Origin of the sequence: Oxalobacter aliiformigenes (genome assembly GCF_027116575.1) — a bacterium.
In the GTDB taxonomy this organism is placed as follows: Bacteria; Pseudomonadota; Gammaproteobacteria; order Burkholderiales; family Burkholderiaceae_D; genus Oxalobacter; species Oxalobacter aliiformigenes.
This window is the reverse complement of record NZ_CP098252.1, coordinates 472831-494622: the sequence shown is the minus strand read 5'-3', so window position 1 is coordinate 494622 and position 21792 is coordinate 472831. Positions and strand designations below refer to the sequence as shown.

The 21792-nt window shown below is 48.0% G+C and carries 21 protein-coding genes; 9 read left to right on the top strand and 12 right to left on the bottom strand.

Annotation, left to right across the window (positions count from 1 at the left end; translation table 11 throughout):
* Positions 1–104: 104 nt before the first annotated feature.
* Positions 105–1364: a putative Na+/H+ antiporter gene (locus NB647_RS02350; protein ID WP_269264947.1), complete on the bottom strand. Its 1260-nt coding sequence runs from the start codon at positions 1362–1364 to the stop codon at positions 105–107.
* A 209-nt stretch (positions 1365–1573) separates the two neighbouring features.
* Here NB647_RS02350 and thiL point away from each other — a divergent pair, with 209 nt between their 5' ends.
* Genes thiL through NB647_RS02335 form a run of 3 tightly spaced genes read left to right on the top strand, consistent with a single transcriptional unit; the run spans position 1574 to position 3570 of the window.
* On the top strand, positions 1574–2539 hold the full coding sequence (gene thiL / locus NB647_RS02345) for a thiamine-phosphate kinase (protein ID WP_269264946.1): 966 nt from the start codon (positions 1574–1576) through the stop codon (positions 2537–2539).
* Positions 2536–3066 carry a phosphatidylglycerophosphatase A family protein gene (locus NB647_RS02340; RefSeq protein WP_269264945.1) on the top strand — a complete coding sequence of 177 codons (531 nt, stop codon included), beginning with the start codon at positions 2536–2538 and terminating at the stop codon, positions 3064–3066. The genes thiL and NB647_RS02340 overlap by 4 nt, the downstream gene beginning before the upstream one ends.
* 6 nt (positions 3067–3072) lie before the next feature.
* Complete coding sequence (locus NB647_RS02335) at positions 3073–3570, top strand: CinA family protein (RefSeq protein ID WP_269283963.1); 498 nt, start codon at positions 3073–3075, stop codon at positions 3568–3570.
* A gap of 66 nt (positions 3571–3636) precedes the next feature.
* Here the strand turns inward: NB647_RS02335 and sucD are convergent, their stop codons facing one another.
* The 4 genes from sucD to NB647_RS02315 form a co-directional block, all read right to left on the bottom strand.
* On the bottom strand, positions 3637–4515 hold the full coding sequence (sucD, locus tag NB647_RS02330) for a succinate--CoA ligase subunit alpha (RefSeq protein WP_269264943.1): 879 nt from the start codon (positions 4513–4515) through the stop codon (positions 3637–3639).
* 2 nt (positions 4516–4517) lie between these two features.
* On the bottom strand, positions 4518–5684 hold the full coding sequence (gene sucC / locus NB647_RS02325; RefSeq protein WP_269283961.1) for an ADP-forming succinate--CoA ligase subunit beta: 1167 nt from the start codon (positions 5682–5684) through the stop codon (positions 4518–4520).
* A 92-nt stretch (positions 5685–5776) separates the two neighbouring features.
* Positions 5777–7051 carry a formyl-CoA transferase gene (gene frc / locus NB647_RS02320; protein ID WP_269283785.1) on the bottom strand — a complete coding sequence of 425 codons (1275 nt, stop codon included), beginning with the start codon at positions 7049–7051 and terminating at the stop codon, positions 5777–5779.
* A gap of 104 nt (positions 7052–7155) precedes the next feature.
* Positions 7156–8892 carry a thiamine pyrophosphate-binding protein gene (locus NB647_RS02315; RefSeq protein ID WP_269283960.1) on the bottom strand — a complete coding sequence of 579 codons (1737 nt, stop codon included), beginning with the start codon at positions 8890–8892 and terminating at the stop codon, positions 7156–7158.
* 540 nt (positions 8893–9432) lie between these two features.
* Between NB647_RS02315 and NB647_RS02310 the strand changes: the two genes are divergently transcribed.
* Positions 9433–9858, top strand: a complete 426-nt coding sequence (locus NB647_RS02310; RefSeq protein WP_269283959.1) for a hypothetical protein — start codon at positions 9433–9435, stop codon at positions 9856–9858.
* 129 nt (positions 9859–9987) lie between these two features.
* Here the strand turns inward: NB647_RS02310 and corA are convergent, their stop codons facing one another.
* The 7 genes from corA to mpl all read right to left on the bottom strand — a co-directional run bounded on the left by corA (position 9988) and on the right by mpl (position 17678).
* Positions 9988–10953, bottom strand: coding sequence for a magnesium/cobalt transporter CorA (gene corA, locus NB647_RS02305; protein ID WP_269264939.1), 966 nt, complete (start codon positions 10951–10953; stop codon positions 9988–9990).
* 206 nt (positions 10954–11159) lie between these two features.
* Positions 11160–11870 (bottom strand): monofunctional biosynthetic peptidoglycan transglycosylase, encoded by a 711-nt coding sequence (mtgA, locus tag NB647_RS02300; RefSeq protein WP_269264938.1) that lies wholly within the window; start codon positions 11868–11870, stop codon positions 11160–11162.
* Positions 11871–11875: 5 nt separating this feature from the next.
* Positions 11876–12682 (bottom strand): shikimate dehydrogenase, encoded by an 807-nt coding sequence (aroE, locus tag NB647_RS02295; protein ID WP_269264937.1) that lies wholly within the window; start codon positions 12680–12682, stop codon positions 11876–11878.
* Positions 12683–12760: 78 nt separating this feature from the next.
* Positions 12761–13606, bottom strand: a complete 846-nt coding sequence (locus NB647_RS02290; protein ID WP_269264936.1) for a TonB family protein — start codon at positions 13604–13606, stop codon at positions 12761–12763.
* 63 nt (positions 13607–13669) lie between these two features.
* Positions 13670–15619: a ribonuclease catalytic domain-containing protein gene (locus NB647_RS02285; protein WP_269264935.1), complete on the bottom strand. Its 1950-nt coding sequence runs from the start codon at positions 15617–15619 to the stop codon at positions 13670–13672.
* A 92-nt stretch (positions 15620–15711) separates the two neighbouring features.
* Positions 15712–16296 carry a YqiA/YcfP family alpha/beta fold hydrolase gene (locus NB647_RS02280; protein WP_269283957.1) on the bottom strand — a complete coding sequence of 195 codons (585 nt, stop codon included), beginning with the start codon at positions 16294–16296 and terminating at the stop codon, positions 15712–15714.
* Positions 16293–17678, bottom strand: coding sequence for a UDP-N-acetylmuramate:L-alanyl-gamma-D-glutamyl-meso-diaminopimelate ligase (gene mpl, locus NB647_RS02275; protein ID WP_269283956.1), 1386 nt, complete (start codon positions 17676–17678; stop codon positions 16293–16295). The genes NB647_RS02280 and mpl overlap by 4 nt, the downstream gene beginning before the upstream one ends.
* A gap of 77 nt (positions 17679–17755) precedes the next feature.
* Between mpl and NB647_RS02270 the strand changes: the two genes are divergently transcribed.
* From NB647_RS02270 to prmA, 5 genes are all read left to right on the top strand, one after another.
* On the top strand, positions 17756–18370 hold the full coding sequence (locus NB647_RS02270) for a hypothetical protein (protein WP_269264932.1): 615 nt from the start codon (positions 17756–17758) through the stop codon (positions 18368–18370).
* A gap of 91 nt (positions 18371–18461) precedes the next feature.
* Positions 18462–18896, top strand: coding sequence for a type II 3-dehydroquinate dehydratase (gene aroQ, locus NB647_RS02265; protein ID WP_269264931.1), 435 nt, complete (start codon positions 18462–18464; stop codon positions 18894–18896).
* A 36-nt stretch (positions 18897–18932) separates the two neighbouring features.
* On the top strand, positions 18933–19415 hold the full coding sequence (gene accB / locus NB647_RS02260; RefSeq protein WP_269264930.1) for an acetyl-CoA carboxylase biotin carboxyl carrier protein: 483 nt from the start codon (positions 18933–18935) through the stop codon (positions 19413–19415).
* Positions 19416–19486: 71 nt separating this feature from the next.
* The gene (accC, locus tag NB647_RS02255; protein ID WP_269264929.1) at positions 19487–20848 is read left to right on the top strand and encodes an acetyl-CoA carboxylase biotin carboxylase subunit; all 1362 of its coding nucleotides are present in this window, start codon (positions 19487–19489) and stop codon (positions 20846–20848) included.
* Between the two features lie 25 nt (positions 20849–20873).
* Positions 20874–21782, top strand: a complete 909-nt coding sequence (gene prmA / locus NB647_RS02250; protein ID WP_269283954.1) for a 50S ribosomal protein L11 methyltransferase — start codon at positions 20874–20876, stop codon at positions 21780–21782.
* Positions 21783–21792 lie beyond the last annotated feature (10 nt).

Here is a 21792-nt window from a genome sequence, read left to right as displayed (position 1 = left end):
GATTCTCTTAAGATATCTTTCTTGCCACAGATGACTCGATAAGACGTTTTTTCAGTCTGTTGCAAACAAATTGCGCAAGAAACCGCTTTATACGATACCTTTTATTACAAAAAGACAAAACAACAGGCTGCAACAACTGTTGGCGGCAATGCATATACGAAAAGCATCAAGGGATTGATGGATTGATGCTCAAACGTATTTTTGAGCAGTGAAAAACTGACCGGGTTAGGGGCATTGGCAATCACAGTAAGGCCACCGCCCGTAATTGCACCGGCAACCAGAGCATATTTGTTCGCATCCGAAAGACCATCAACAAGCGATCCCAAATATGTCAAAGCAGCATTATCTGTGATAGCAGTCAGGAATGTTGCGCCGACAAATAACATTGCGCTATTTAACCTGGACAGGATAGGAGCAAGCCACCATTTCTGCATTCCTCCCAGCACAACCAGACCAGCCAGAAAAAATGCAACCAGCAGTCCTTCCCTCAACATCAACGGACTTTGATAGCGATGGTAAGCTTCCGTAAAACCTAGAAAAAACAGGAAGAACCCCACGAAAACAAACGGATGATGGCTGAATATCACAACCAGAACGAGAGTCGTCAAATGGATAAGCATAACCAGCGGCGGTACACGACCGACTTCATAGTCATCTTTCAAATCATCCATACCCAATAGAATTTTTCTGAAAATCCAAGACGCAATCAGTGCATTGATAAAAATAGCCAATGCCGCTTTCCACCCAAACGTAGCAAGCATAAAATCCAACCCCCATCCCCATTTTGAAGCAACCATAAGAACAGGTGGCGCGGCATATGAAGTTAGAACTCCACCGATCGATACATTGACAAAGAGAATTGCGATCGTCAGATATTTCATGGTTTCCGGAATTTTTTTGGAAAAATACCGATCCCGCAGAATAATGGCGGCCAATGTCATGGCCGCAGGTTCCGTAATAAAGGATCCCAGCAATGGCACAATAGTCAGTGTCAGAAAATAATAAGTAATCATTCCCGGCAATGGAATGATTTTTTCAAGGGTATCAATCAGTAATTGAGCCGCCTGAAGAATTGGACGGGTTCCAGCAATTACCAGAATGACAAAAACAAATAATGGCTCGGTAAAATCCCGGGTATCCATATATTCGACAGCACTTTCATACCCTCCGACTGCTGCCATAAATCCAAGCAGGATAAAAGCCCAGAAACCGAATATCACTTCAACTTCCCCCAGCATCAACCAAGCCCCCGAGTGACGACTCTCACGATGAGACAACTGGACAAAATATTTGGCAGAAAAAGTATGAATCAATGCCAGAAAGAAAAGTACAGCTGCGATATATTCGATCCATGACGGGTTCATGATAAAAACGCCTATCTAACAGGAAAAGTGCAGAAAACCTCGATTGTGTTTTCCAGATCGGAAATTCAAAGTGTGTTTAGAGACCAACCCAGCCAATCGGCCAGATTGGCTAGTTTATCATTATCTTGCTTAAACACGATATAAATAGCATCATTATGTATTAGTTCACTAGGATAACGACCAAGTTCCCTTTCAGTTTTTAAAGAGATATGCTTTCAGAATTTGATCTCATCACCAAATATTTCACAAAACCCATCTCAAACGCTTCTTTGGGTATTGGCGACGATTGTGCTCTTTTAATGCCGACACCTGGTACTCAAATGGCCATTTCCACCGACATGCTGGTTTCAGGCACACACTTTTTTCCGGATACCGATCCTGCACAGCTTGGACACAAATCACTCGCTGTCAATCTTTCCGATCTGGCAGCCATGGGTGCCGATCCTGTCGCTTTCACACTGGCACTGGCTTTACCCCGGGCAGAGGAAACATGGCTGAAACCTTTTTCCGAAGGCATGTTCTCATTGGCCAATTTATTTCAATGCGAACTGATAGGCGGCGATACGACCAAAGGCCCTCTCAATATCTGTATTACCGTTTTCGGACAGATTCCCCTTGGACAAGCTATCAGAAGAGACAACGCCCGGCATGGCGACGACATCTGGATTTCAGGGACGATCGGGGACGCCCGGCTGGCTCTGGCACATTGCCGGCGTGAAACTGCTTTAAACGATGATGAATTCAGCAAGGTATTGCCCCGGTTGCAAATGCCAATGCCTCGAGTCGCTCTGGGCAAAGCATTGCGCAAGATTGCATCTGCAGCCCTGGATCTTTCCGATGGTCTCCTTGGAGATCTGACTCACATTCTCAATGCATCCAAGGTCGGTGCCACCGTGAATATTGACGCTCTGCCTGTCAGTTCCATTCTTGCCAGACAACCTGAAGATTTCCGCATGTTATGTGCATTGGGTGGAGGTGACGACTATGAATTGTGTTTCACGGCCCCTGTATCAAAACGCAGCCGCGTTCTGGAAGCATCCGATAAAACAGGTATTCCCGTTACAAGAGTCGGCTTCATTGAAAGCACCCCGGGACTAAGACTTCGCAATAACAACGGAGAATTGCAAACCTTTTCTCATCATTCATTCGATCACTTTCTGACAACAGAAAAATGAATGCTCCTGTCAAACGCTCACCGGATATTACCTTTTTGTTATCCCATCCATTCCATTTAATATCCCTTGGGTTTGGAAGCGGCCTATCTCCCATCATGCCGGGGACAGCAGGAACACTGTTCGCCTGGATCAGTTATGACTTGCTGACCTGCCGTTTTCCCTCCCTGTTCACCCCTCCGGTATGGGGCATCATTTGCATAATCGGTTTTTTGATCGGTATCAAAACCTGTCAGACAACCGGGAATGCGCTTAACAACCCGGACGACGGGAGCATGGTGTGGGATGAGATCATTGCCTTCTGGCTGATCCTTCTATTCATAACACCTTGTTCTTTTTTTGCCGAATGCGTTGCTTTCGCCCTGTTTCGCCTGTTGGACATGACAAAACCGCAGCCTATCCGCTTTTTCGACAAACACATACATGGCGGTTTTGGTGTTATGCTGGACGATATCATTGCAGCCTTTTTCACATTGCTTGTTTTCGCATTATGGAAAACCTGTTTCACTGCCGATCAACTTTTATACTGAATAGCCATGATCAAAAATCCATCCGAACTCGCCCAGTATATTGGTACTTTACTCTCGCAAAAAAAACTGAAACTGGTTACCGTCGAGTCCTGTACCGGCGGCAGTCTTTCCAAACTGGTCACAGATATTCCCGGTGCCTCGGAATGGTTTGATTGCGGACTCGTCACTTACTCGAACGAATCAAAAACAAAGCTGGCAGGAGTTCCCGAAGAACTGATAAGACAACAAGGTGCCGTCAGCCAGAAAGTGGCTCTGGCCATGGCGAAAGGCGCTCTTGACGCAACACAGGGCGACATTGCCATTTCGACGACCGGAATTGCCGGGCCTGGAGGAGGTTCTCTTGACAAACCGGTTGGTACCGTATGCTTCGGTTTTGCTACCCGAACCGGCATATTCAGTACCGACAAACAACAATTCAGCGGGAACCGGTCAGAGGTAAGGGATCAAAGTGTCTTGCATTGTTTGCAATGTCTCTGCCATTATCTCGAAACAGGACATTTCTGACCAAACGGAAAAGATACAATAAAAAAAGCCCGGTTGACCGGGCTTTTTCAATTTCCGGCAATAATGTTATTTCAGAACAGATTTCATCGTTTTGCCGATTTCGGCAGGATTACGTGTTACCGTAATACCGCATTCTTCCATAACAGCCAGTTTTTCCTGTGCCGTACCTTTGCCACCGGAAATGATTGCGCCAGCATGACCCATCCGTTTTCCCGGAGGCGCGGTTACACCAGCAATGAAACCGACAATCGGCTTCTTCATATTGTCCTTGGCCCAGCGTGCGGCAGTTTCTTCATCATTACCGCCGATTTCGCCTACCATAATAACGGCTTCCGTTTCCGGATCATCATTAAACATCTTCAGAACATCGATATGTTTCAGGCCATTGATCGGATCACCGCCGACACCGACAACAGTGGATTGACCCAGACCGAATTCGGCCAGCTGGCTGGCTGCTTCATATGTCAGGGTACCCGATTTGGAAACGACACCGATCGTACCTTTTCTGTGAATATGACCCGGCATAATACCGATCTTCAGTTCGTCCGGCGTAATGATACCCGGGCAGTTTGGTCCAAGAAGAATGGTGTTTTTGCCTTGCATTTTATAACGGGTACGCAACATATCTTCAACCGGAATACCTTCTGTAATACAGATAACAAATTCGATACCGGCTTCAACAGCTTCATCAATCGCCGCTGCGGCAAACGGAGGCGGAACATAAATAACGGAAACATTGGCGCCTGTTTGTTCCTTGGCTTCCTTTACACTGCCGAAGACAGGCAGATTCAAAAAAGTTGTGCCGGCTTTTTTTGCATTGACACCACCAACATAGCATTCTTTACCAAAAGCATAGTTTATGCACATTTCAGTATGGAATGCACCGGTTTTACCGGTCATACCCTGAACGATGACCCGGCTGTTCTTGTTGATCAGAATAGACATAATTAATTACCCTTTGCTGCGTTAACCGCCTTTTGTGCAGCATCAGCCATGCCGCTGGCAGAGATGATCGGTAAACCGGACTTGGCCAGTATTTCTTTACCCTGTTCTACATTGGTTCCTTCGAGACGTACCACCAGAGGTACTTTCAGGGCAACTTGCTTGGCTGCTGCGACAATGCCGTTGGCGATGACGTCGCATCTCATGATGCCACCGAAGATATTGACCAGTATGGCCTTGACGTTCGGATTGGACAACATGATCTTGAAGGCTTCGGTCACTTTTTCAGTGGTTGCACCGCCACCAACGTCCAGGAAGTTTGCCGGAGCACCGCCATACAGTTTGATGATATCCATGGTTGCCATTGCCAGACCGGCACCATTGACCATACATCCGATATTGCCGTCCAGCGAAATATAGGTCAGATCGAATTTGGAAGCCTGGATTTCATCAGGATTTTCTTCATCCAGATCGCGCATTTCCTGGATTTCCGGATGACGATACAATGCGTTGGAATCGAAATTGAACTTGGCATCCAGCGCAATGACGCGGTTGTCTCCTGTGCGGATCAACGGATTGATTTCCGCCAGGGATGCATCCGTTTCAACAAAAGCCTTGTACAGACCCTGCATGAATTTGCAGGTTTCTTTGACAGCAGCTTCAGGCATACCGATCTTGCGCGCGATGTCTTCACCTTCAGCATCGGTCAGGCCGGTGGACGGATCAATAAAAACCTTGTGGATCAGTTCAGGAGTATCGCGAGCGACATCCTCAATGTTCATGCCACCTTCGGAAGAAGCCATCAACGCCACGCGCTGCGTGGCACGGTCAATGACCATACCCACATAGTATTCCTTCTGGATGTCGGCACCTTCTTCGATCAGCAGACGCTTGACAACACGGCCTTCCGGACCGGTCTGGTGCGTTACCAGCGTCATTCCGAGAATTTCGGATGCATATTTTCTGACTTCATCCAGTGACTTGGCAACCTTGACACCACCACCCTTGCCACGGCCACCGGCGTGAATCTGTGCCTTGACGACCCAGACATTGCCACCCAGTTTTTTTGCGGCTTCGACAGCTTCGTCGACACTAAAACAGGGAAATCCACGAGGTGTTGTCACCCCATATTTGCGCAAAATTTCTTTTCCCTGATATTCATGAATATTCATACTTATCCTTCAAAAAGAATGGATGGGTGGTGGTCTTTCCACCCATCCTGCAAAAGTTAATGAATCACTTCATTAAAACAATTGACTCACCATTATTTTTTCTTCTTCGGTGGTACGTCGAAAGCTCCGCCCGCTTTCAGTTCCGCAATCTTCTCTGCCGAGAATCCGCAAACTTCTTTCAGGATTTCTTCCGTGTGTTCACCCAGCATCGGTGCCGGCAGAATCTTGTCTACGTTACCCATCGACAGTTTGATCGGCATACCAACGGTGTAGTAGTCTCCTTGCGGATGGCCTTCTACCTTGACGATCATTTCACGGTGTGCAACGTGTGGGTCTGTCATGATTTCTTCTGTGGACAGAACCGGTCCGCACGGGATGTTCTTTTCGTTGCAGAATGCGGTGAATTCACGTTTGGTGTAGTTCTTCGCAAAGTCTGCGATCATTTTCCACAGTTCGTTCTGGTTTTTACGACGTTCTGCCAGGGTCGCAAAGCGTTCGTCTGTTACCAGTGCTTCGTCTCCAATGGCTCTTGCCACTACCGGCCAGTTGGCTTCCTGGACAATGAAGTAGACGTAGTCGTTGGTTCCGAAAGGTTTACATGGGATACAGTTACCCAGCTGGCCACCACCGGAGTCGTTACCTGCACGAGGTACGGCGGTCAGTCCCAGGGTCGGACGGCTGTATTCCGGCAATGCGGCTTTGCCTCCCATCAGACGACCCTGGTCACGGAATTTGACGCGGCACAGGTTCATGACGGATTCCTGCATGGCTGCTTCGACTTCCTGTCCGATTCCACCGTTGTGGGTTCTGTGGTACAGGGCTGCGCAGATACCGATGGCCAGGTGCAGACCGGTACCGGTGTCACCAATCTGGGCACCTGTGATGGTCGGCGGATTTTCCGGGAAACCGGTTGTGGACATGGAACCACCCATTGCCTGGGCGATCGGTTCGTAGGCCTTGTAGTCGCTGTATGGTCCGGAGGAACCGAAGCCTTTGATGGTAGCGTAGATGATGGCCGGGTTGATTTCATGGATCTTTTCCCAGGTGTAGCCGAATCTTGCCAGCACGCCAGGTCCAAAGTTTTCCATGATGACGTCGCATTTTCTCAGCAGTTCTTCGAAAATTTCGCAGCCTGCCTTGCTCTTCATGTTCGCAATGATCGAACGCTTGTTGCTGTTCAACATGGTGAAGTACAAGCTGTCCTTGTTCGGATCGTGACGCAGCTGTTTACGTGTGATGTCGCCCGTCGGATTTTCGAACTTGATGACGTCCGCTCCCATCCATGCCAACAGCTGGGACGAGGTCGGCCCCGCCTGTACGTGGGTCATGTCCAGAATTCTTACTCCGGATAATGCTTTGCTACCCATATTTCTCTTCCTCCAATGTATTGGTCAGTATTACCTTTATCTCTGGCATACACCAGTTTTCACAACGAGAAAGAAGTCGCCTTCTTTCTTCGCATTCTTTTCCACTATTTGCCGGCCATACGTGCCTTCAAACGTGCCTTGGTTCCCGGCGACCATTCTTGCGGGTCAACCCAGATATTGATAACAGCACACTTGCCCGTTCTGGCTATGGCCTCACGTCCACGCCGCAAGGCAGGCGCAATATCTCCGGGATTGTAGACTTCCTCACCGTAGCCACCCATCATTTCCGCAAATTTACCATACGGCAAGTCACTTAACAAAGTGCCAACGTTACCACGATCACCATATTTGGCCAGTTGTGCATATCGGATCTGGTTCATGGCCGAGTTGTTACCGACCACTGCTAGGTAAGGGGCCTTGAAGCGGTTGGCCGTTTCCATATCGAACGCCGTCATGGAGAAAGCGCCATCACCATAGTAGCACACGACCTCCTTGTCCGGATTGGCCAGTTTGGCTCCAATAGCGAAACCTGTACCGACCCCCAGACTTCCCAAAGGCCCCGGATCCATCCATTGTCCCGGTCTGCGGGGACGTACGGCCTGTGCAGAGATCGTCACGACATCCCCGCCATCTCCGACATATATCGTGTTTTCCTCAAGAAACTCGTTCAGTTCATATGCCACCCGGTACGGATTGATCAGACTGTTCTCCGATTTGAACAATGGCATCAGTTTTTCAAGTGCTTCTGCTTCCGCGGCCCGAAGCGTTGCAATCCATTCTTTTCGCTTCGTTGCCATTTTCCGTTTTTCACTTCCGGAAACAGCATCCACAACCGCTCTGAAAATGGTACCGGCATGTCCCAGCAGACCCAGTTCAATATCACGATTTTTGCCGATTACCGAATAATTTTGGTCTATCTGAATGACTTTGGCTGCCGGATTCAGCGACTTGCCATAACCCAGCCTGAAATCGAAAGGTGTGCCGACAACGAGAATAACATCGGCTTCGGCCAATGCCTTGTCACGTGTCCTGTCAAAGGAAAGCGGGTCATTGTTTCTGAAAATGCCGCGGGCAGAACCATTCGTGTAGGCAGGAATATCAAAAGTCCTGATCAGCTCAAGCGCTTCCCGATGACTTCTTCCGTTCCATACCTGACTTCCGAACAGGGCAGCCGGTTTTTCAGCATGGACCAACAGATCCGCCAGTTTTTCTATCTCGGGAGGTGAACACATCACTTTACAGGAGAAACGGTAATGACCAGCTGCGGGAATGACGCAATCTTGCAGTTCAATACTGCGATCAAGAAGATCCCGGGGTATTTCAAGATAGACCGGACCGGGAACTTCGCCCCATGCCTCCCGACACCCCATGGAAACCATATCGGCAATCCGTTCAGTCGAGCGAACACTTGCCGCCCATTTGGTAACGGGAGACATCAGTCTGACATGATCGAATTCCTGCAAGGAACCCTGCAAATACTGGGAAGTGGCACCTTGGCCACCAATATGCAGAAGTGGCGTTTCCGATCGCAATGCTGTCGCCATTCCGGTTATGGCATTACAGCACCCCGGGCCTGCTGTCGTGACCAGACATCCTGTCTGCCCTGTCTGGCGTGCATATCCATCAGCGGCGTGTGCTGCTACCTGTTCATGGCGAAAATCGATAACCCGGATGCCTTCATTGACACAACCGTCATATATATCCACGATATTGCCTCCGGAGAGGGTGAATATCGTGTCGATTCCTTCATTTCTAAGCGCTTTCGCGACAAGATGACCACCTGAAATGGTACCTGTATTCGCACTCCCTAATTTCAGTGAATCGTCTGTTGTCGCACTCATGGACTGTTTTAATGGAATTCAGCTTTTAATCAAACCAATCAGCATCGTCGCTTATCTTGCTTTCGTCTGTCCACATCCAAAAACCGGAAATCGTTTCAGAGTTGCAAAACAACTTGTTACAGGCAGGTGAAGTGACATACCAACTTTCAAGCTAGCAGCTATCATAGCTTCTCAGGGCAAAAACCGTACTTGACCATAGTCAATTTTTACTATCCCTGTCTGAAATCGCTTTGTTTGCATTTTCCATTCCATGCAAAGCGTACAGAACGGTCTTTCACTGAACCCGACATTTCAACGATTTTGTTCATGACTCCTCTTGCACCCGCTTTTCAAAGACTCGATCAGGAAAATTGTATTTTCAGTAACCACTTGATTTTCATGACTTAAACAATTTATGCCACGAGAAGAATTCATTGCTTATGCGATATAATGTTTTTTCTTCGACAGGGACAGCCATCCGGAAAGCATCGCACAAAACAGTCAGACTGAAAAGTTTTTACGATACGGCCTGTTTTCCGGATTTCACCAGCGACACAAAACATGACAAACGGTTTTTTCAGCAAATTTCTCTCTTTGGGGAAAAATATCATATCGACGGACGATTCCATGTTAGGATCCACTGAATATCCTTGGCTGAGCAAGAATTCCAAATACGGTCAGGGCTTTCGTCTGAGTCGCACTTATGTGGATGACGGCTTCGGATATGGCTCCATGCCCGACATCTTTTCGCAAATGGAACTGGAGCCTGCAGTAATCCAGGCTGTCAGGGAGAAATATTCCTGGCTTGTTATTCTCGATGAATGCATTGCCGAATTCGGATCAGCCCAAAAAAATACGATCGAAGAATTTGCGGACTGCACAGGGTTTGCAGATGTTTGCTGGTGGATTTCTGTTGATGATCCGGCAAAATGGCTTGGCGATATGCAAAAAACCATTCAGCGACTGTACGATGCATCAAAACAATAAAGGCATCCGCAACAAACACACACCGGACATATTCCCGAGACTGTCCTCTCACGGAAGCCACCTGTTTTCATCACATACCAGCAGCCCCTCAGAACAATATAATCCACCAGTAAGCGGAAACGGCTTCTCCTACTTGAGCCATCCTCTGTGACGGAAATACCAGAAAGGCGCCAACGCACTCAACAACATCAGCACCAGTGCAAAAGGATAGCCGAAATCCCAGCTCAATTCAGGCAGAATCCGGAAATTCATGCCATAGATACTGGCAATCAATGTCGGTGGCAGGAACGCGACACTGGCAACCGAGAAAATCTTGATGATCTTGTTCTGGTTAATGTTAATAAAACCGACTGTCGCGTCCATCAGAAAGTTGATTTTTTCGAACAAAAAGGATGTATGGCCGTCCAGCGATTCGATGTCTCTCAAAATCTGGCGCGCTTCCTCGAACTGGTCGGAATCCAGCAAACGCCCCCGCATCAGAAAGCTGACAGCACGGCGCGTATCCATCATGGTCCTGCGGATACGTCCGTTAAGGTCTTCTTCTTGTGCAATCGTATTCAACGTAGCTGCCGCATCCTGGTCTGTAAACTCTTCCTGCAACACTTTAATACTGACTTCTTCAAGATTTCTGTAAATACCTTCTAACGCATCTGCCGAATATTCGGCATCTGTTGCGTAAAGGTCCAAAAGTACATCTTTGTAGTCGGTGATAGAACCTGGACGCGATCGGGCACGCATTCTGACAAGTCTGAATACCGGCAAATCCTCCGCGTGCATCGAAAACAGTATATTACGTGCCAGAATGAATGCCACTGTCACCGTTTGTGAAGGCCCTTCGTCATAATCAATTCTGAAGTCCGTTCTCAAATGAAGATCACCGTTCTCCGCTTCATAATAACGTGCAGAAGCTTCGATATCCTTGACATCGTCTTCGTCAGGCATCGTTACGTCATATGCACTTCTTACCCATGATCGTTCTTCCTCCGTCGGATCTGTCATATCCACCCAGACAGGTGCGACATTTTCCAGATCGGACTTGGAATCGATGGGCACCTGGTTCAAACGACCGTTTTGAAGTACAAAAACATTGATCATGGAGATAATCTTTCAGACATATTAACAGGGTAACTGCCGGCGGACTCGCTGATGGATGGATAACATCATGGTCATGTGACGGTTTTATGACGAAAAGGAAAAGCGACGGTGGCTTTTATTGACCATAAAACTGCCGCCTAACTGAAAATAGCGCAAGTGTACTGATAACGGATTGGAGTGGCAAGAACTTCAGGCAGATAAAACGGCTATCGCGGCACATCTGCAGATCCCATTCTTCTTAGAATCAACGCTGTACGATGCATCAGATAGCCCGAATTCCGGTGCTTGTCAAAATATCTTGGCTTGGGCAACATGGCGGCCAGCCTGGCCGCCTGACCGGCACTTAATGAAGAAGCAGATGTTCCGTAGTAATGACGGGCTGCGGCCTCGGCACCGAAAACACCTGTACCGAATTCGACCAGGTTCAGATACAGTTCGAATATCCTTTCCTTTTCCATCCAGAATTCAAGCATATAGGTAATGATGATTTCCTGCCCTTTTCTAAAATAACTCCGGTTTCCCGACAAAAACAGGTTTTTGGCCAGTTGCTGGGTAATGGTCGATCCCCCCGCAACAATCTTTCCCTTACGGCTGTTTTTCTCGTAAGCCTTGAGCAGGGCATCCCAGTCAACTCCTTCATGATCCGTAAAATTGGCATCTTCCGAAGCAATAATCGCACGCTTCAAATTCCGTGAAATCCGTTTATATGGAACCCATTTATGCTGTAATTTCGCTTTCGGATTCTTTTCCTGAAGAACCGCCAATTGCTGGCGCATGAAACTTGTCGAAGCAGGATTATGATTGACCCACCATCCGATTTGCAGAAAAAAATAAGCCTGAAACATCAGAAACAGGCCAAGCGGGGTCAGAAGGATCCATCGCCAGTATCGCCGAAACAGGTTAACCAGTCTGTTCATGAAAATCAGCGTCCGAAATATTCAAAAACAGGCCGGGTATCAGGACGGATATTCCGCCAGACAAAAAATGACTCTGCAGCCTGTTCTACCAGCATGCCGAAACCATCTCTGACCTTCGCTCCCTGTCGACCGGCAAAAGACATGAATGGAGTCGGCTTGTCGGAATAAACCATATCCAAAGCAAGGGTTTTCTTGCCAAAAACGGTCGGGGGAACCGGAGGCATACCGCCTTGGAGACCTGCCGAGGTTGCATTGATCACAATATCAAAGTCGCCGCTCAAATCCTGATAGGAAGATGTTTCAACCCTGCCAAAACCGGAAAAGCGACAAATCATTTCTTTTGCCTTATCTTCATTGCGATTGGCCACAAGCAAATATTCGGGTTTTTGCTCAAGCAAAGGCAACATGACGCCAAATGCCGCGCCACCCGCTCCCAGTAATAAAATACGGGAATCCCGCAACGCGATACCGACATTTTTTGTAATATCAGCGACCAGCCCGGCCCCATCGGTATTGTCACCACAAATCGATCCTTCATCAAAATGCAATGTATTGACCGCACCCGCCATTTTTGCACGTGACGTCAGACGCGATGACAAAGCAAACGCCTCAAATTTGAAAGGAACCGTGACATTCAGCCCTTTTCCTCCATGACTGGCAAACTGAAATACCGTTGACCTGAAATCATCCAGCGGTGCAAGCATACGCGAATACAGAATATTCTGTCCTGTCTGTTGTGCGAAAAGGGTATGTATCTCCGGTGATTTGCTGTGTTCAATCGGATTACCAACCACTGCGTAACGGTCACTCATATTCTATGAATCTATATATAAATTTGTATGATTGAAGAAAATCGGATATGTTTCCCGGAAAATTCTTTGTTTCATGGGCTAATGTACTGTCGACTGGATTTGCGACTGTATCCCCTGATCCCGGGTAAATTTCAGACGGGTAATGATGATCCACACATCTGCTTCTGCATTTTTTGAACGCATGCTTTTCGGAAACGGGCCAAAAGGGGCTGCCCGGCGGATGATATTCAACGCCGCTTTGTCTAGGGCGGGATTTCCTGAAGATCTTTCAATACTGGGCCCGCCTTCTTTTTCAAAAAGCGATCCGTCACGATAGACAGGAATACGGACCGTCAACTCGCCGTACAGTCTTGTCCCGTTTCGCTGGGGAAAATTGATCAAACCGAGATTTTCCACCTTTTTGCGCAAGGCCTTGTAATACATGGCATAACCGACATCGCGGGTATTGGCTGTAATAACCGGACGTCCGGAAGAAACCGGACCGCCGATATCCGTACTCATGCCTTTTCCATTTCCGCTCACGTTTCGTCTGAAAACGACGGAACGGCCGTCCGGCTCCTCCGGTAGCTGAAAACTGCTTTCGCCATGAGTCATATTCATTGTTTTTCTTCCGGCAGAACCTGTCACTTTGTTTGCCTTGGAAGATTCCGGAACAACAGCCTCAGGTTTATTGCTCGCCGGCTTGCCTGTCTTCCCGTTTACGGTTTTTTTGGTACTTGCCACAGGATTTCCAGCCCCGCCGACTGCCGCATTAATGATCTTCTGCGGAAGCGGATTGATCAGTACCAGCTCCATAGCCGGGGTATTTTTCTTTGCATCAAACGATAAAGTCGAGCCGAACCTGGCCGACAAAACGATTGCATGTATCAACACCGATACCGCAATGGCGACATACAAAACCCGATTTTGCGACAGTATCTTCACATTCCCCACACCGTAAAACTGTAACAGCTGTTGGATTATGAACGGGACATACGAAATGCCGGATTATTCCGCCATTTCCTCTTCATTTGCTTCTATTTCCCCTGCTGTTTCTGCAGAAACATCCACGAAACGCGCTTCAACAGACAAATCAACTTCATCCCAGCGTATCAGATCGATTTTTACCTGCGTTCCGCGCGCCAGAATCTGCATTCCCGGCATGGGTATCGTCAGGGGAATATCGACAAGGCGAATCATTTCATCCCTGATCACGACAGCTTCCGCCTGACGGACATTGTTTTGCGCCAGCCACCTGAGACACCAGTATCTTTCCATTTTCGACTGGAACTCATTGTATGCACTATATGCTGCATCGAAGGCACTGACAATAGCAAACAAACTGGCATCTTTCTGACGAAATGGCGCCGACAACGGCGCAGCGACTCCATAATCGAGACACGCCAGAATCTGCCACTGGTTGACCAGATCAGTATAACGCCGCAACGGAGATGTACTCCAGGCATATTGATCGACCCCGAGCCCCTGATGAGGCGCCGCATGAGTGACCATTTTTACCTGCATCCGATTCATCCAGCTGCCATTACCGCTTCCCTGACTCCGGTAAATTCCGGGAATGCCATGTTCATGCAGCAGTTTTCCCCAGGTACTGTTGGCAAAAATCATGAATTCGGCAACAATTTTATCCAGTGGTGCTGTCCGTTTACGTTTTTCAATGGTTACTATTCCATCATCACTGACATAAAAATTGAAATCGACACGATTCGACTGTTCCGGCCGCAATCCGAAGGCTTCACGTTTTTCCATACGTTTCTTCTCGAAAACGCGTGAACAGCGCCATAAAATCCGGATATCTTCCTTATGCGGATAATCTCCCTCATTTTTCGCCAGACTGGTCTCTGTTATCAGATGATCCAGATCGTTATGGCGAAGATTTTCAGACACTTTGATCATTTCCGCACGGGTTTCCGTTTTCACGACAGACCAGTCGGACGGATCAACAATGGCATACAGACTGAGTGCCGGCCGGATTTCCCCTGCACTCAGAGTAAAACGGCTGACCAGTTCATCCGGCAACATGGTAATCTTGTCTCCGGGCATATACACCGTAGACAGCCGTTTCCTAGCCATCTCATCCAGGGCGTCCCCTGGTTTTATGCCCAATGCCGGCGCCGCGATATGAATACCGATTCCGATCCGGTCACCGGCCAACCGGGTCACGGAAAAGGCATCATCAATTTCCGTCGTTGTGATATCGTCAATAGAAAATGCATTGACGTCAGCGACGGGCAATTCGAATCGCGTATCGGGAACATCCATTTCAGGAAACGAGATGCCACGTGGAAAATGTTCATGGATAAACCGCGATAAATGAAGCTCTTTGGGACCGGCTATTCCTCCGGTATTCAACATCAGGCGTTCAGGCGAAACTCGCATCTCATCACAGGCCATGACAAGTGCCTTATATTCAATACTGTTCTTGTCGGGTTTACATAACAGCTGGACAGCATTCTCTTTCATTGAAGCCGGCAATATTCCCTGCCTCAACTGTTCAACATACTGCTGCTGGATAATAGCCTGCTGCTTTTTCTTTTCAATGCTGGCCAGTGCCGCACGAAGCGCCTTTTCAGGCGCCGCCTTATACCGGCCTTTTCCCTTTCGGTAAAAATACATGGGGGCCGAATGCAGCCTGATCAGCAGGCCTGCCGCTTCATCCGGTTTCAGTTCATGTCCGAAATATTCCTTTCCCAGTTCGGAATATTCGAATTCATCTTCACCGGCGACTTCCCAGAGAAAATCAAGATCGATCTCTTCCGCCACTTTACCGGCTTCCGTCAATAACTGCGCCGGCTCATGGGTACCGAACTGGAACAGTACGTCTCTTGCACGTACTTTTGTGCGTTTTCCGCCCGGCAATTCAACCTGATATGCCTCTCCGACCTGATTCAGAATATTGCCGGTCTTGAAATCACCCGATTCTTCAAAGAATAAATTCATTCAGTTCTCTACAATTCATCCATATTCTGCCCGTTCACAGAATCTTCATATATTTTTGTTTCCGGAAACAACAATAATCAATCCGTTACCTGTCATTGCCTGATGCCACAAAACAGGAGAACCCGCTCAAGATACTGCGCAAAATCAGACAAACCATGATCGCTTCCCTCAATAATGATCTGATTGGCCGCCTGATAATGCGATTGCATCAAATGCCAGTCAAGCAATTCGTCGCCTTTCGCGGCGAATAGCAGATATCTTTCCGGATCGGTTATCGATGTAACCCGAACGGCCTCCAGTTCCGACTGGTATTTTTCGCGAAAATCCAGCCACTCTCTCACTCTCAAGTCGCTTCTGTCCGGCAGATCATCCAGTATCTTGATTCTCCAGGGATCAATGACCGGATTCAACAGTATTGCCTTGCACCGATACTGTTCAGCCAGCCAGTTAGCATAATACCCACCCAGAGAAGAACCGATAATGACCAACGATTCCGCTGGATATCCTCTGATAGTATCACTCGCTATTTCTATTGATTTGTCTGGAGATAACGGCAATTGGGGACAAAAGTAACGAAAACCGTCTCCTGCATTTTCAACTGCACGGGAAATCAGCTGTGCCTTGAAAGAAAACGGAGACGACTGAAATCCATGCAAATATAAAATCGCTTTTGTCATTTTCCGGAAAGCCTGTCGAGTATTTTCTGATGAATTCCACCAAAACCGCCATTGCTCATGACGAGTATATGATCTCCCGGCCGGGCGGCAGCAACGATCTTGTCGACCAACAAATCAATATCGTCGGAAACCTGCATTTTATCGCCCAACGGGCTCAATGCCTCCTGCAAATTCCATCCGAGAGCGTCTTTTCCCGAATGGGCACCGTAACCGAAAACCAGATCGGCTTCTGACAGACTCTGCGGCAGCTGTCGTTTCATGGTTCCCAGTTTCATGGTATTGGATCGAGGTTCCAGAACAGCCAGAATACGGGTATTTCCACTTTTGCCCAGCTTTTTTCTCAATCCGGCAATTGTTGTAGCAATAGCCGTCGGATGATGGGCAAAGTCGTCATAAACGAAAATCCCGCCAACATTACCCCGGCATTCCATACGCCGTTTGACATTTTTGAATCGTGAAAGCGAATCTATTGCCTGTTCCGGCACCACACCGACATGTCTTGCTGCGGCAATGGCCGCCAATGCATTCAGACAGTTATGCTCTCCTGTCAGTTCCCAGTTTACCGTCCCCTGAAAATTGCCTTCGAAAAAGACATTGAAACTGTCATTGTCTGCCCCAGAAAATGTCCAGCCTGTTTTTGCATTTCCGCCAAACCATTCTTTTTCACTCCAGCATCCCCGTTGAATGACTCTTTTCAAGGCCGGATCGCGCTCGTTAACGATCAAACGGCCATTTCCGGCGATTGTCCGGACCAGATGGTGAAACTGTGTTTCAATGGCTGAAATATCGGGAAAAATATCGGCATGATCGAATTCAAGATTGTTCAATATGGCCGTTCTTGGCCGATAGTGGACAAATTTGCTGCGCTTGTCAAAAAAAGCGGTATCGTATTCATCCGCTTCAATCACAAAAAAAGAAGAAGAATTCTCCCCGTGCAATCGGGCGGAAATACTGAAATTGAGCGGTACACCGCCAATAAGAAACCCTGGAGAATAACCGGCATCCTCCAGTATCCAGGCCAGCATGGAAGTCGTGGTTGTTTTCCCATGAGTCCCTGCAACAGCCAGAACCCATTTGTCGCTCAGAATATGTTCACCGATCCACTGTGGCCCCGAAACATAGGGAAGGCCCCGATTCAGAATGGCTTCCATCAGGGGATTGCCTCTCGATACCACATTACCGATTACATACAGATCAGGATTCAGTGCTGTCTGATTTTCATCATAACCATTTATCAATTCAATACCTTGTTCTTCCAACTGGGTACTCATCGGCGGATAGACATTCGCATCACAACCGGTTACTGTATATCCAGCCGCTTTGGCCAATACCGCGACGCCGCCCATAAAAGTCCCGCAAATACCGAGGATATGAATATGCATGATGTAATGAATAAATAACAGGATTGAAAATTGTACCCGACCAGTTGCCACTTTCGTCCGTATTTAACAAACCGAACATGACCATTTACCGCTTTAACGATATTGCCAATCTGCGACAGGAAATTGCCATTGCCGCTGCCCGCATGATAGCAGAGGAAGGAACGAGTTATGATGTCGCCAAACGAAAGGCGGCCCGGATGATACTGGGCAATTCCCGGATAACCGGAGAAATTTTACCGGACAACGCGACTGTCGAAAATGAAGTGAGACTGTACAACGAACTCTTTCTCTCCGATACTCAACCTGCAAGATTGTTACATTTGCGTCATCTTTCACTCAGATTGATGAAAAAACTCATCATATTCAATCCTTACGTCACCGGAGCCGTTCTGAAAGGAACCGGCGGTGAACACAGCGATATCCATTTGCAGCTCTTTACTGACAATGTGAAAGATGTGGAAATTTTCCTGTTGAACAACGGCATTGACTTCGACGTCTCCGAATCGCCACAATCGCGTGGAAAACACCCTGCCAGGGAAATCATTCATTTCGTCTGGCAGGGTGAAATTGTCCATCTTGCCGTCTATGAACCGGATGATATCCGAAGGCCGAACAAGTTCTTCGGCCCCCATTACGAACGTGCCGATCCGGATGAATTGCAACGTCTCATCAATTCTCGGGATATAAAATAAATTTCGGAAATCTTTCGTTTTTCCTTGCCTGTTTACGTTATTTGACGGCAAAATGCTGAAAATCCAATATAAAAAGATTATTTTTTAAGTTATGGCAAAAAATATTCTTCTCTTGAACGGCCCGAATCTGAATCTTCTCGGTACACGGGAACCGGATATTTATGGCAAAACGACTCTGGACGATGTCGTTTCAGCCATGCGATCCATTGTCGAAGCGGCGGGAGGGAAATTTGCCAGTTATCAGAGCAATCACGAAGGCAACCTGATTGACCGTATCCATCAGGCACGACAGGACAAAGTCGATGCCATCGTGATCAATCCGGGCGGGCTGACCCATACCAGTATTTCCTTGCGGGATGCTTTCTCCGGTGTCAACATCCCTTTTTTCGAGGTTCATATCTCCAATATTCATCAACGTGAACCGTTCCGTCGCCATTCTTACCTTTCCGATATCGCAAAAGGTGTAATATGCGGTTTTGGTATCGACGGTTACCGGATGGCCATTGAATTTGCTCTGAAATATTAATTTCCAATCATTTAACTGTATTTTTGCGGGATTTCTATGGATTTACGTAAATTAAAAACCCTGATCGACCTTGTCGCCGATTCTGATATCGCCGAGCTGGAAGTTACCGAAGGAGAAAGCAAGGTACGCATTGCAAAAACTTCTTCTGTCCAGGGACAGCCTGTCGTGATGCAACAACCCCAGGTTTTGCCACAGCAGTACGTCCAGCCTGCAGCTATGCCTCAGGTCAATGTCGCAACACAGGTGATCGCCACGGAAACGGCGGCGGCACCGGCAGAACCTGAAGGAAACGTCGTCAAGTCGCCGATGGTCGGTACTTTCTACAGTGCACCGGCTCCCGGCAATCCTCCCTACGTTGAAGTGGGATCAACGGTCAAACAAGGCGATACCCTGTGTATTATTGAAGCCATGAAACTTCTGAATGAAATCGAGGCGGATACATCAGGCGTCATCAAACAGATTCTCGTCGAAAACGGCGAACCGGTCGAATTTGGACAACCTCTGTTTGTAATAGGATAAAACGGGTCTATCTGAACATAAAGTGTTCTGTTTTGCCGTCTATTCTCGATCTACCGAACAATCGTCACACTATGTTTGAAAAAATTCTTATTGCCAATCGCGGCGAAATTGCATTGCGAATCCAGCGTGCCTGCCGTGAAATGGGTATCAAAACCGTTGTCGTCCATTCAGAAGCAGACAGGGAAGCCAAGTATGTCAAGCTGGCGGATGAATCCGTCTGTATCGGTCCGGCATCTTCTGCACTGAGTTATCTGAATATGCCAGCCATCATCAGTGCTGCGGAAGTGACTGATGCGGAAGCCATTCACCCCGGTTACGGTTTTCTCTCCGAAAATGCCGATTTTGCGGAAAGAGTGGAAAAATCCGGTTTTGTATTCATTGGCCCGCGCTCGGAATCCATCAGGATCATGGGTGACAAGGTAACGGCCAAACAGGCCATGATCAAGGCCGGCATTCCCTGTGTTCCCGGTTCGGATGGTGCACTTTCCGACGATCCCCAGGAAATCATTTCTGTCGCCCGCAAAATCGGATTTCCTGTGATCATCAAGGCAGCTGGTGGCGGTGGCGGTCGCGGCATGCGTGTGGTACATACAGAAGCATCCTTGCTCAATGCCGTTTCCACAACGAAATCGGAAGCGCAATCCGCTTTCGGCAATCCGGAAGTTTACATGGAGAAATTCCTGGAAAATCCGCGCCATATCGAAATCCAGGTTCTGGCAGACGATTATAAAAATGCCATCTGGCTGGGAGAACGGGACTGTTCCATGCAAAGACGTCACCAGAAAGTCATTGAAGAGGCGCCGGCACCTGATATCCCTCGCCGGCTGGTCGACCGAATCGGCGACCGTTGTGCCGAAGCCTGTCGCAAGATTGGATATCGTGGTGCAGGGACATTCGAGTTTCTCTATGAGAACGGCGAATTTTATTTTATCGAGATGAATACACGGATTCAGGTAGAACACCCTGTAACCGAACTGATCACGGGTCTGGACCTGGTACAGGAACAGATACGGATCGCTGCCGGCGAAAAACTCCGCTATCGCCAGCGTGACATTCGGCTGATCGGACATGCCATTGAATGCCGTATCAACGCAGAAGATCCTTTTACCTTTATCCCGTCTCCGGGAAAAATCACATCCTGGCATGCACCAGGTGGACCGGGTATGCGTGTGGATTCCCATGTATATGCAGGTTATAAAGTCCCCCCTTATTACGACTCCATGATCGGCAAAATCATCGCCTACGGATCGACAAGAGAACAGGCGATTCACCGCATGCAGGTTGCCCTGACCGAGATGGTTGTCGAAGGAATCCATACCAATCTGGACCTTCATCGCGAACTGATGCACGACCCCAGTTTTATCAAAGGCGGAACCAACATTCATTATCTGGAACAGAAACTGGCTGAAATGTTTCCGGATAATGAGAAATAAATAGCTTCAATCACGGGAGAATGATGTGAGCTGGAAAGAAGTCATACTGGAAGTTGCATTTGAAGATACGAATGCATTTTCGGATGCCCTGTTGGACGCCGGAGCACTTTCCATCACGGTGGAAGATGCTGATGAGGGAACACCGCAGGAAAAGCCTTTATTTGACGAGCCTGGCGCCGATTCCAATGAATATGCCTGGGAAAGAAGCCGCGTGACCGCCCTGCTTTCTGCGGATGTCGATATTGATGAATTATTGAAACTGGCGGCAGATAAATGCAATCTGGCAGAAATTCCGCCTTATTCGCTACATGAAGTTCCGCAAGAAGATTGGGTACGTCTGACGCAGTCACAATTCGACCCCATTCACATCGGTGAAAAAATATGGATCGTTCCCAGCTGGCACGATAGTCCTTCCGGAAGCGGAATCATTCTTGAACTCGATCCGGGACTCGCATTCGGAACTGGCAGTCATCCCACGACCCGTCTCTGTCTGGAATGGCTGGAAAATAATATAAAACCGGACCAAACCGTTCTCGATTATGGTTGCGGCTCTGGCATTTTGTCGATTGCGGCAAAAAAACTGGGAGCAAAAGAAGTTGTCGGCGTTGACATCGATCCCCAATCAATCATAACGTCCAGAGATAATGCCGGACGCAACCATTGTGAGATGCAATGTTATCTTCCTGAAGAATTCACTTCATCCATGCCCGACAGCCAATATGATATAGTCGTCGCCAATATTCTGGCCGGTCCACTCAAGGGACTCGTCTCCACATTGACAAAACGTATCGCTGCCAAAGGCTATATGGTATTGTCAGGTATCCTTGAAGGCCAGGCCGACGATGTTATTGCCGCCTATGCACCCTATATCAAACTGTCGGTCTGGAAAAACCTTGATGGATGGGTTGCTTTATCCGGACAACTTAACTCTTGAAAATTGCAAG

Bases quoted from the DNA above. Each gene is read 5' to 3' on its own strand.
- NB647_RS02350 (WP_269264947.1), bottom strand. From the start codon at position 1,364: ATGAACCCGTCATGGATCGAATATATCGCAGCTGTACTTTTCTTTCTG.
- thiL (WP_269264946.1), top strand. From the start codon at position 1,574: ATGCTTTCAGAATTTGATCTCATCACCAAATATTTCACAAAACCCATC.
- NB647_RS02340 (WP_269264945.1), top strand. From the start codon at position 2,536: ATGAATGCTCCTGTCAAACGCTCACCGGATATTACCTTTTTGTTATCC.
- NB647_RS02335 (WP_269283963.1), top strand. From the start codon at position 3,073: ATGATCAAAAATCCATCCGAACTCGCCCAGTATATTGGTACTTTACTC.
- sucD (WP_269264943.1), bottom strand. From the start codon at position 4,515: ATGTCTATTCTGATCAACAAGAACAGCCGGGTCATCGTTCAGGGTATG.
- sucC (WP_269283961.1), bottom strand. From the start codon at position 5,684: ATGAATATTCATGAATATCAGGGAAAAGAAATTTTGCGCAAATATGGG.
- frc (WP_269283785.1), bottom strand. From the start codon at position 7,051: ATGGGTAGCAAAGCATTATCCGGAGTAAGAATTCTGGACATGACCCAC.
- NB647_RS02315 (WP_269283960.1), bottom strand. From the start codon at position 8,892: ATGAGTGCGACAACAGACGATTCACTGAAATTAGGGAGTGCGAATACA.
- NB647_RS02310 (WP_269283959.1), top strand. From the start codon at position 9,433: ATGACAAACGGTTTTTTCAGCAAATTTCTCTCTTTGGGGAAAAATATC.
- corA (WP_269264939.1), bottom strand. From the start codon at position 10,953: ATGATCAATGTTTTTGTACTTCAAAACGGTCGTTTGAACCAGGTGCCC.
- mtgA (WP_269264938.1), bottom strand. From the start codon at position 11,870: ATGAACAGACTGGTTAACCTGTTTCGGCGATACTGGCGATGGATCCTT.
- aroE (WP_269264937.1), bottom strand. From the start codon at position 12,682: ATGAGTGACCGTTACGCAGTGGTTGGTAATCCGATTGAACACAGCAAA.
- NB647_RS02285 (WP_269264935.1), bottom strand. From the start codon at position 15,619: ATGAATTTATTCTTTGAAGAATCGGGTGATTTCAAGACCGGCAATATT.
- NB647_RS02280 (WP_269283957.1), bottom strand. From the start codon at position 16,296: ATGACAAAAGCGATTTTATATTTGCATGGATTTCAGTCGTCTCCGTTT.
- mpl (WP_269283956.1), bottom strand. From the start codon at position 17,678: ATGCATATTCATATCCTCGGTATTTGCGGGACTTTTATGGGCGGCGTC.
- NB647_RS02270 (WP_269264932.1), top strand. From the start codon at position 17,756: ATGACCATTTACCGCTTTAACGATATTGCCAATCTGCGACAGGAAATT.
- aroQ (WP_269264931.1), top strand. From the start codon at position 18,462: ATGGCAAAAAATATTCTTCTCTTGAACGGCCCGAATCTGAATCTTCTC.
- accB (WP_269264930.1), top strand. From the start codon at position 18,933: ATGGATTTACGTAAATTAAAAACCCTGATCGACCTTGTCGCCGATTCT.
- accC (WP_269264929.1), top strand. From the start codon at position 19,487: ATGTTTGAAAAAATTCTTATTGCCAATCGCGGCGAAATTGCATTGCGA.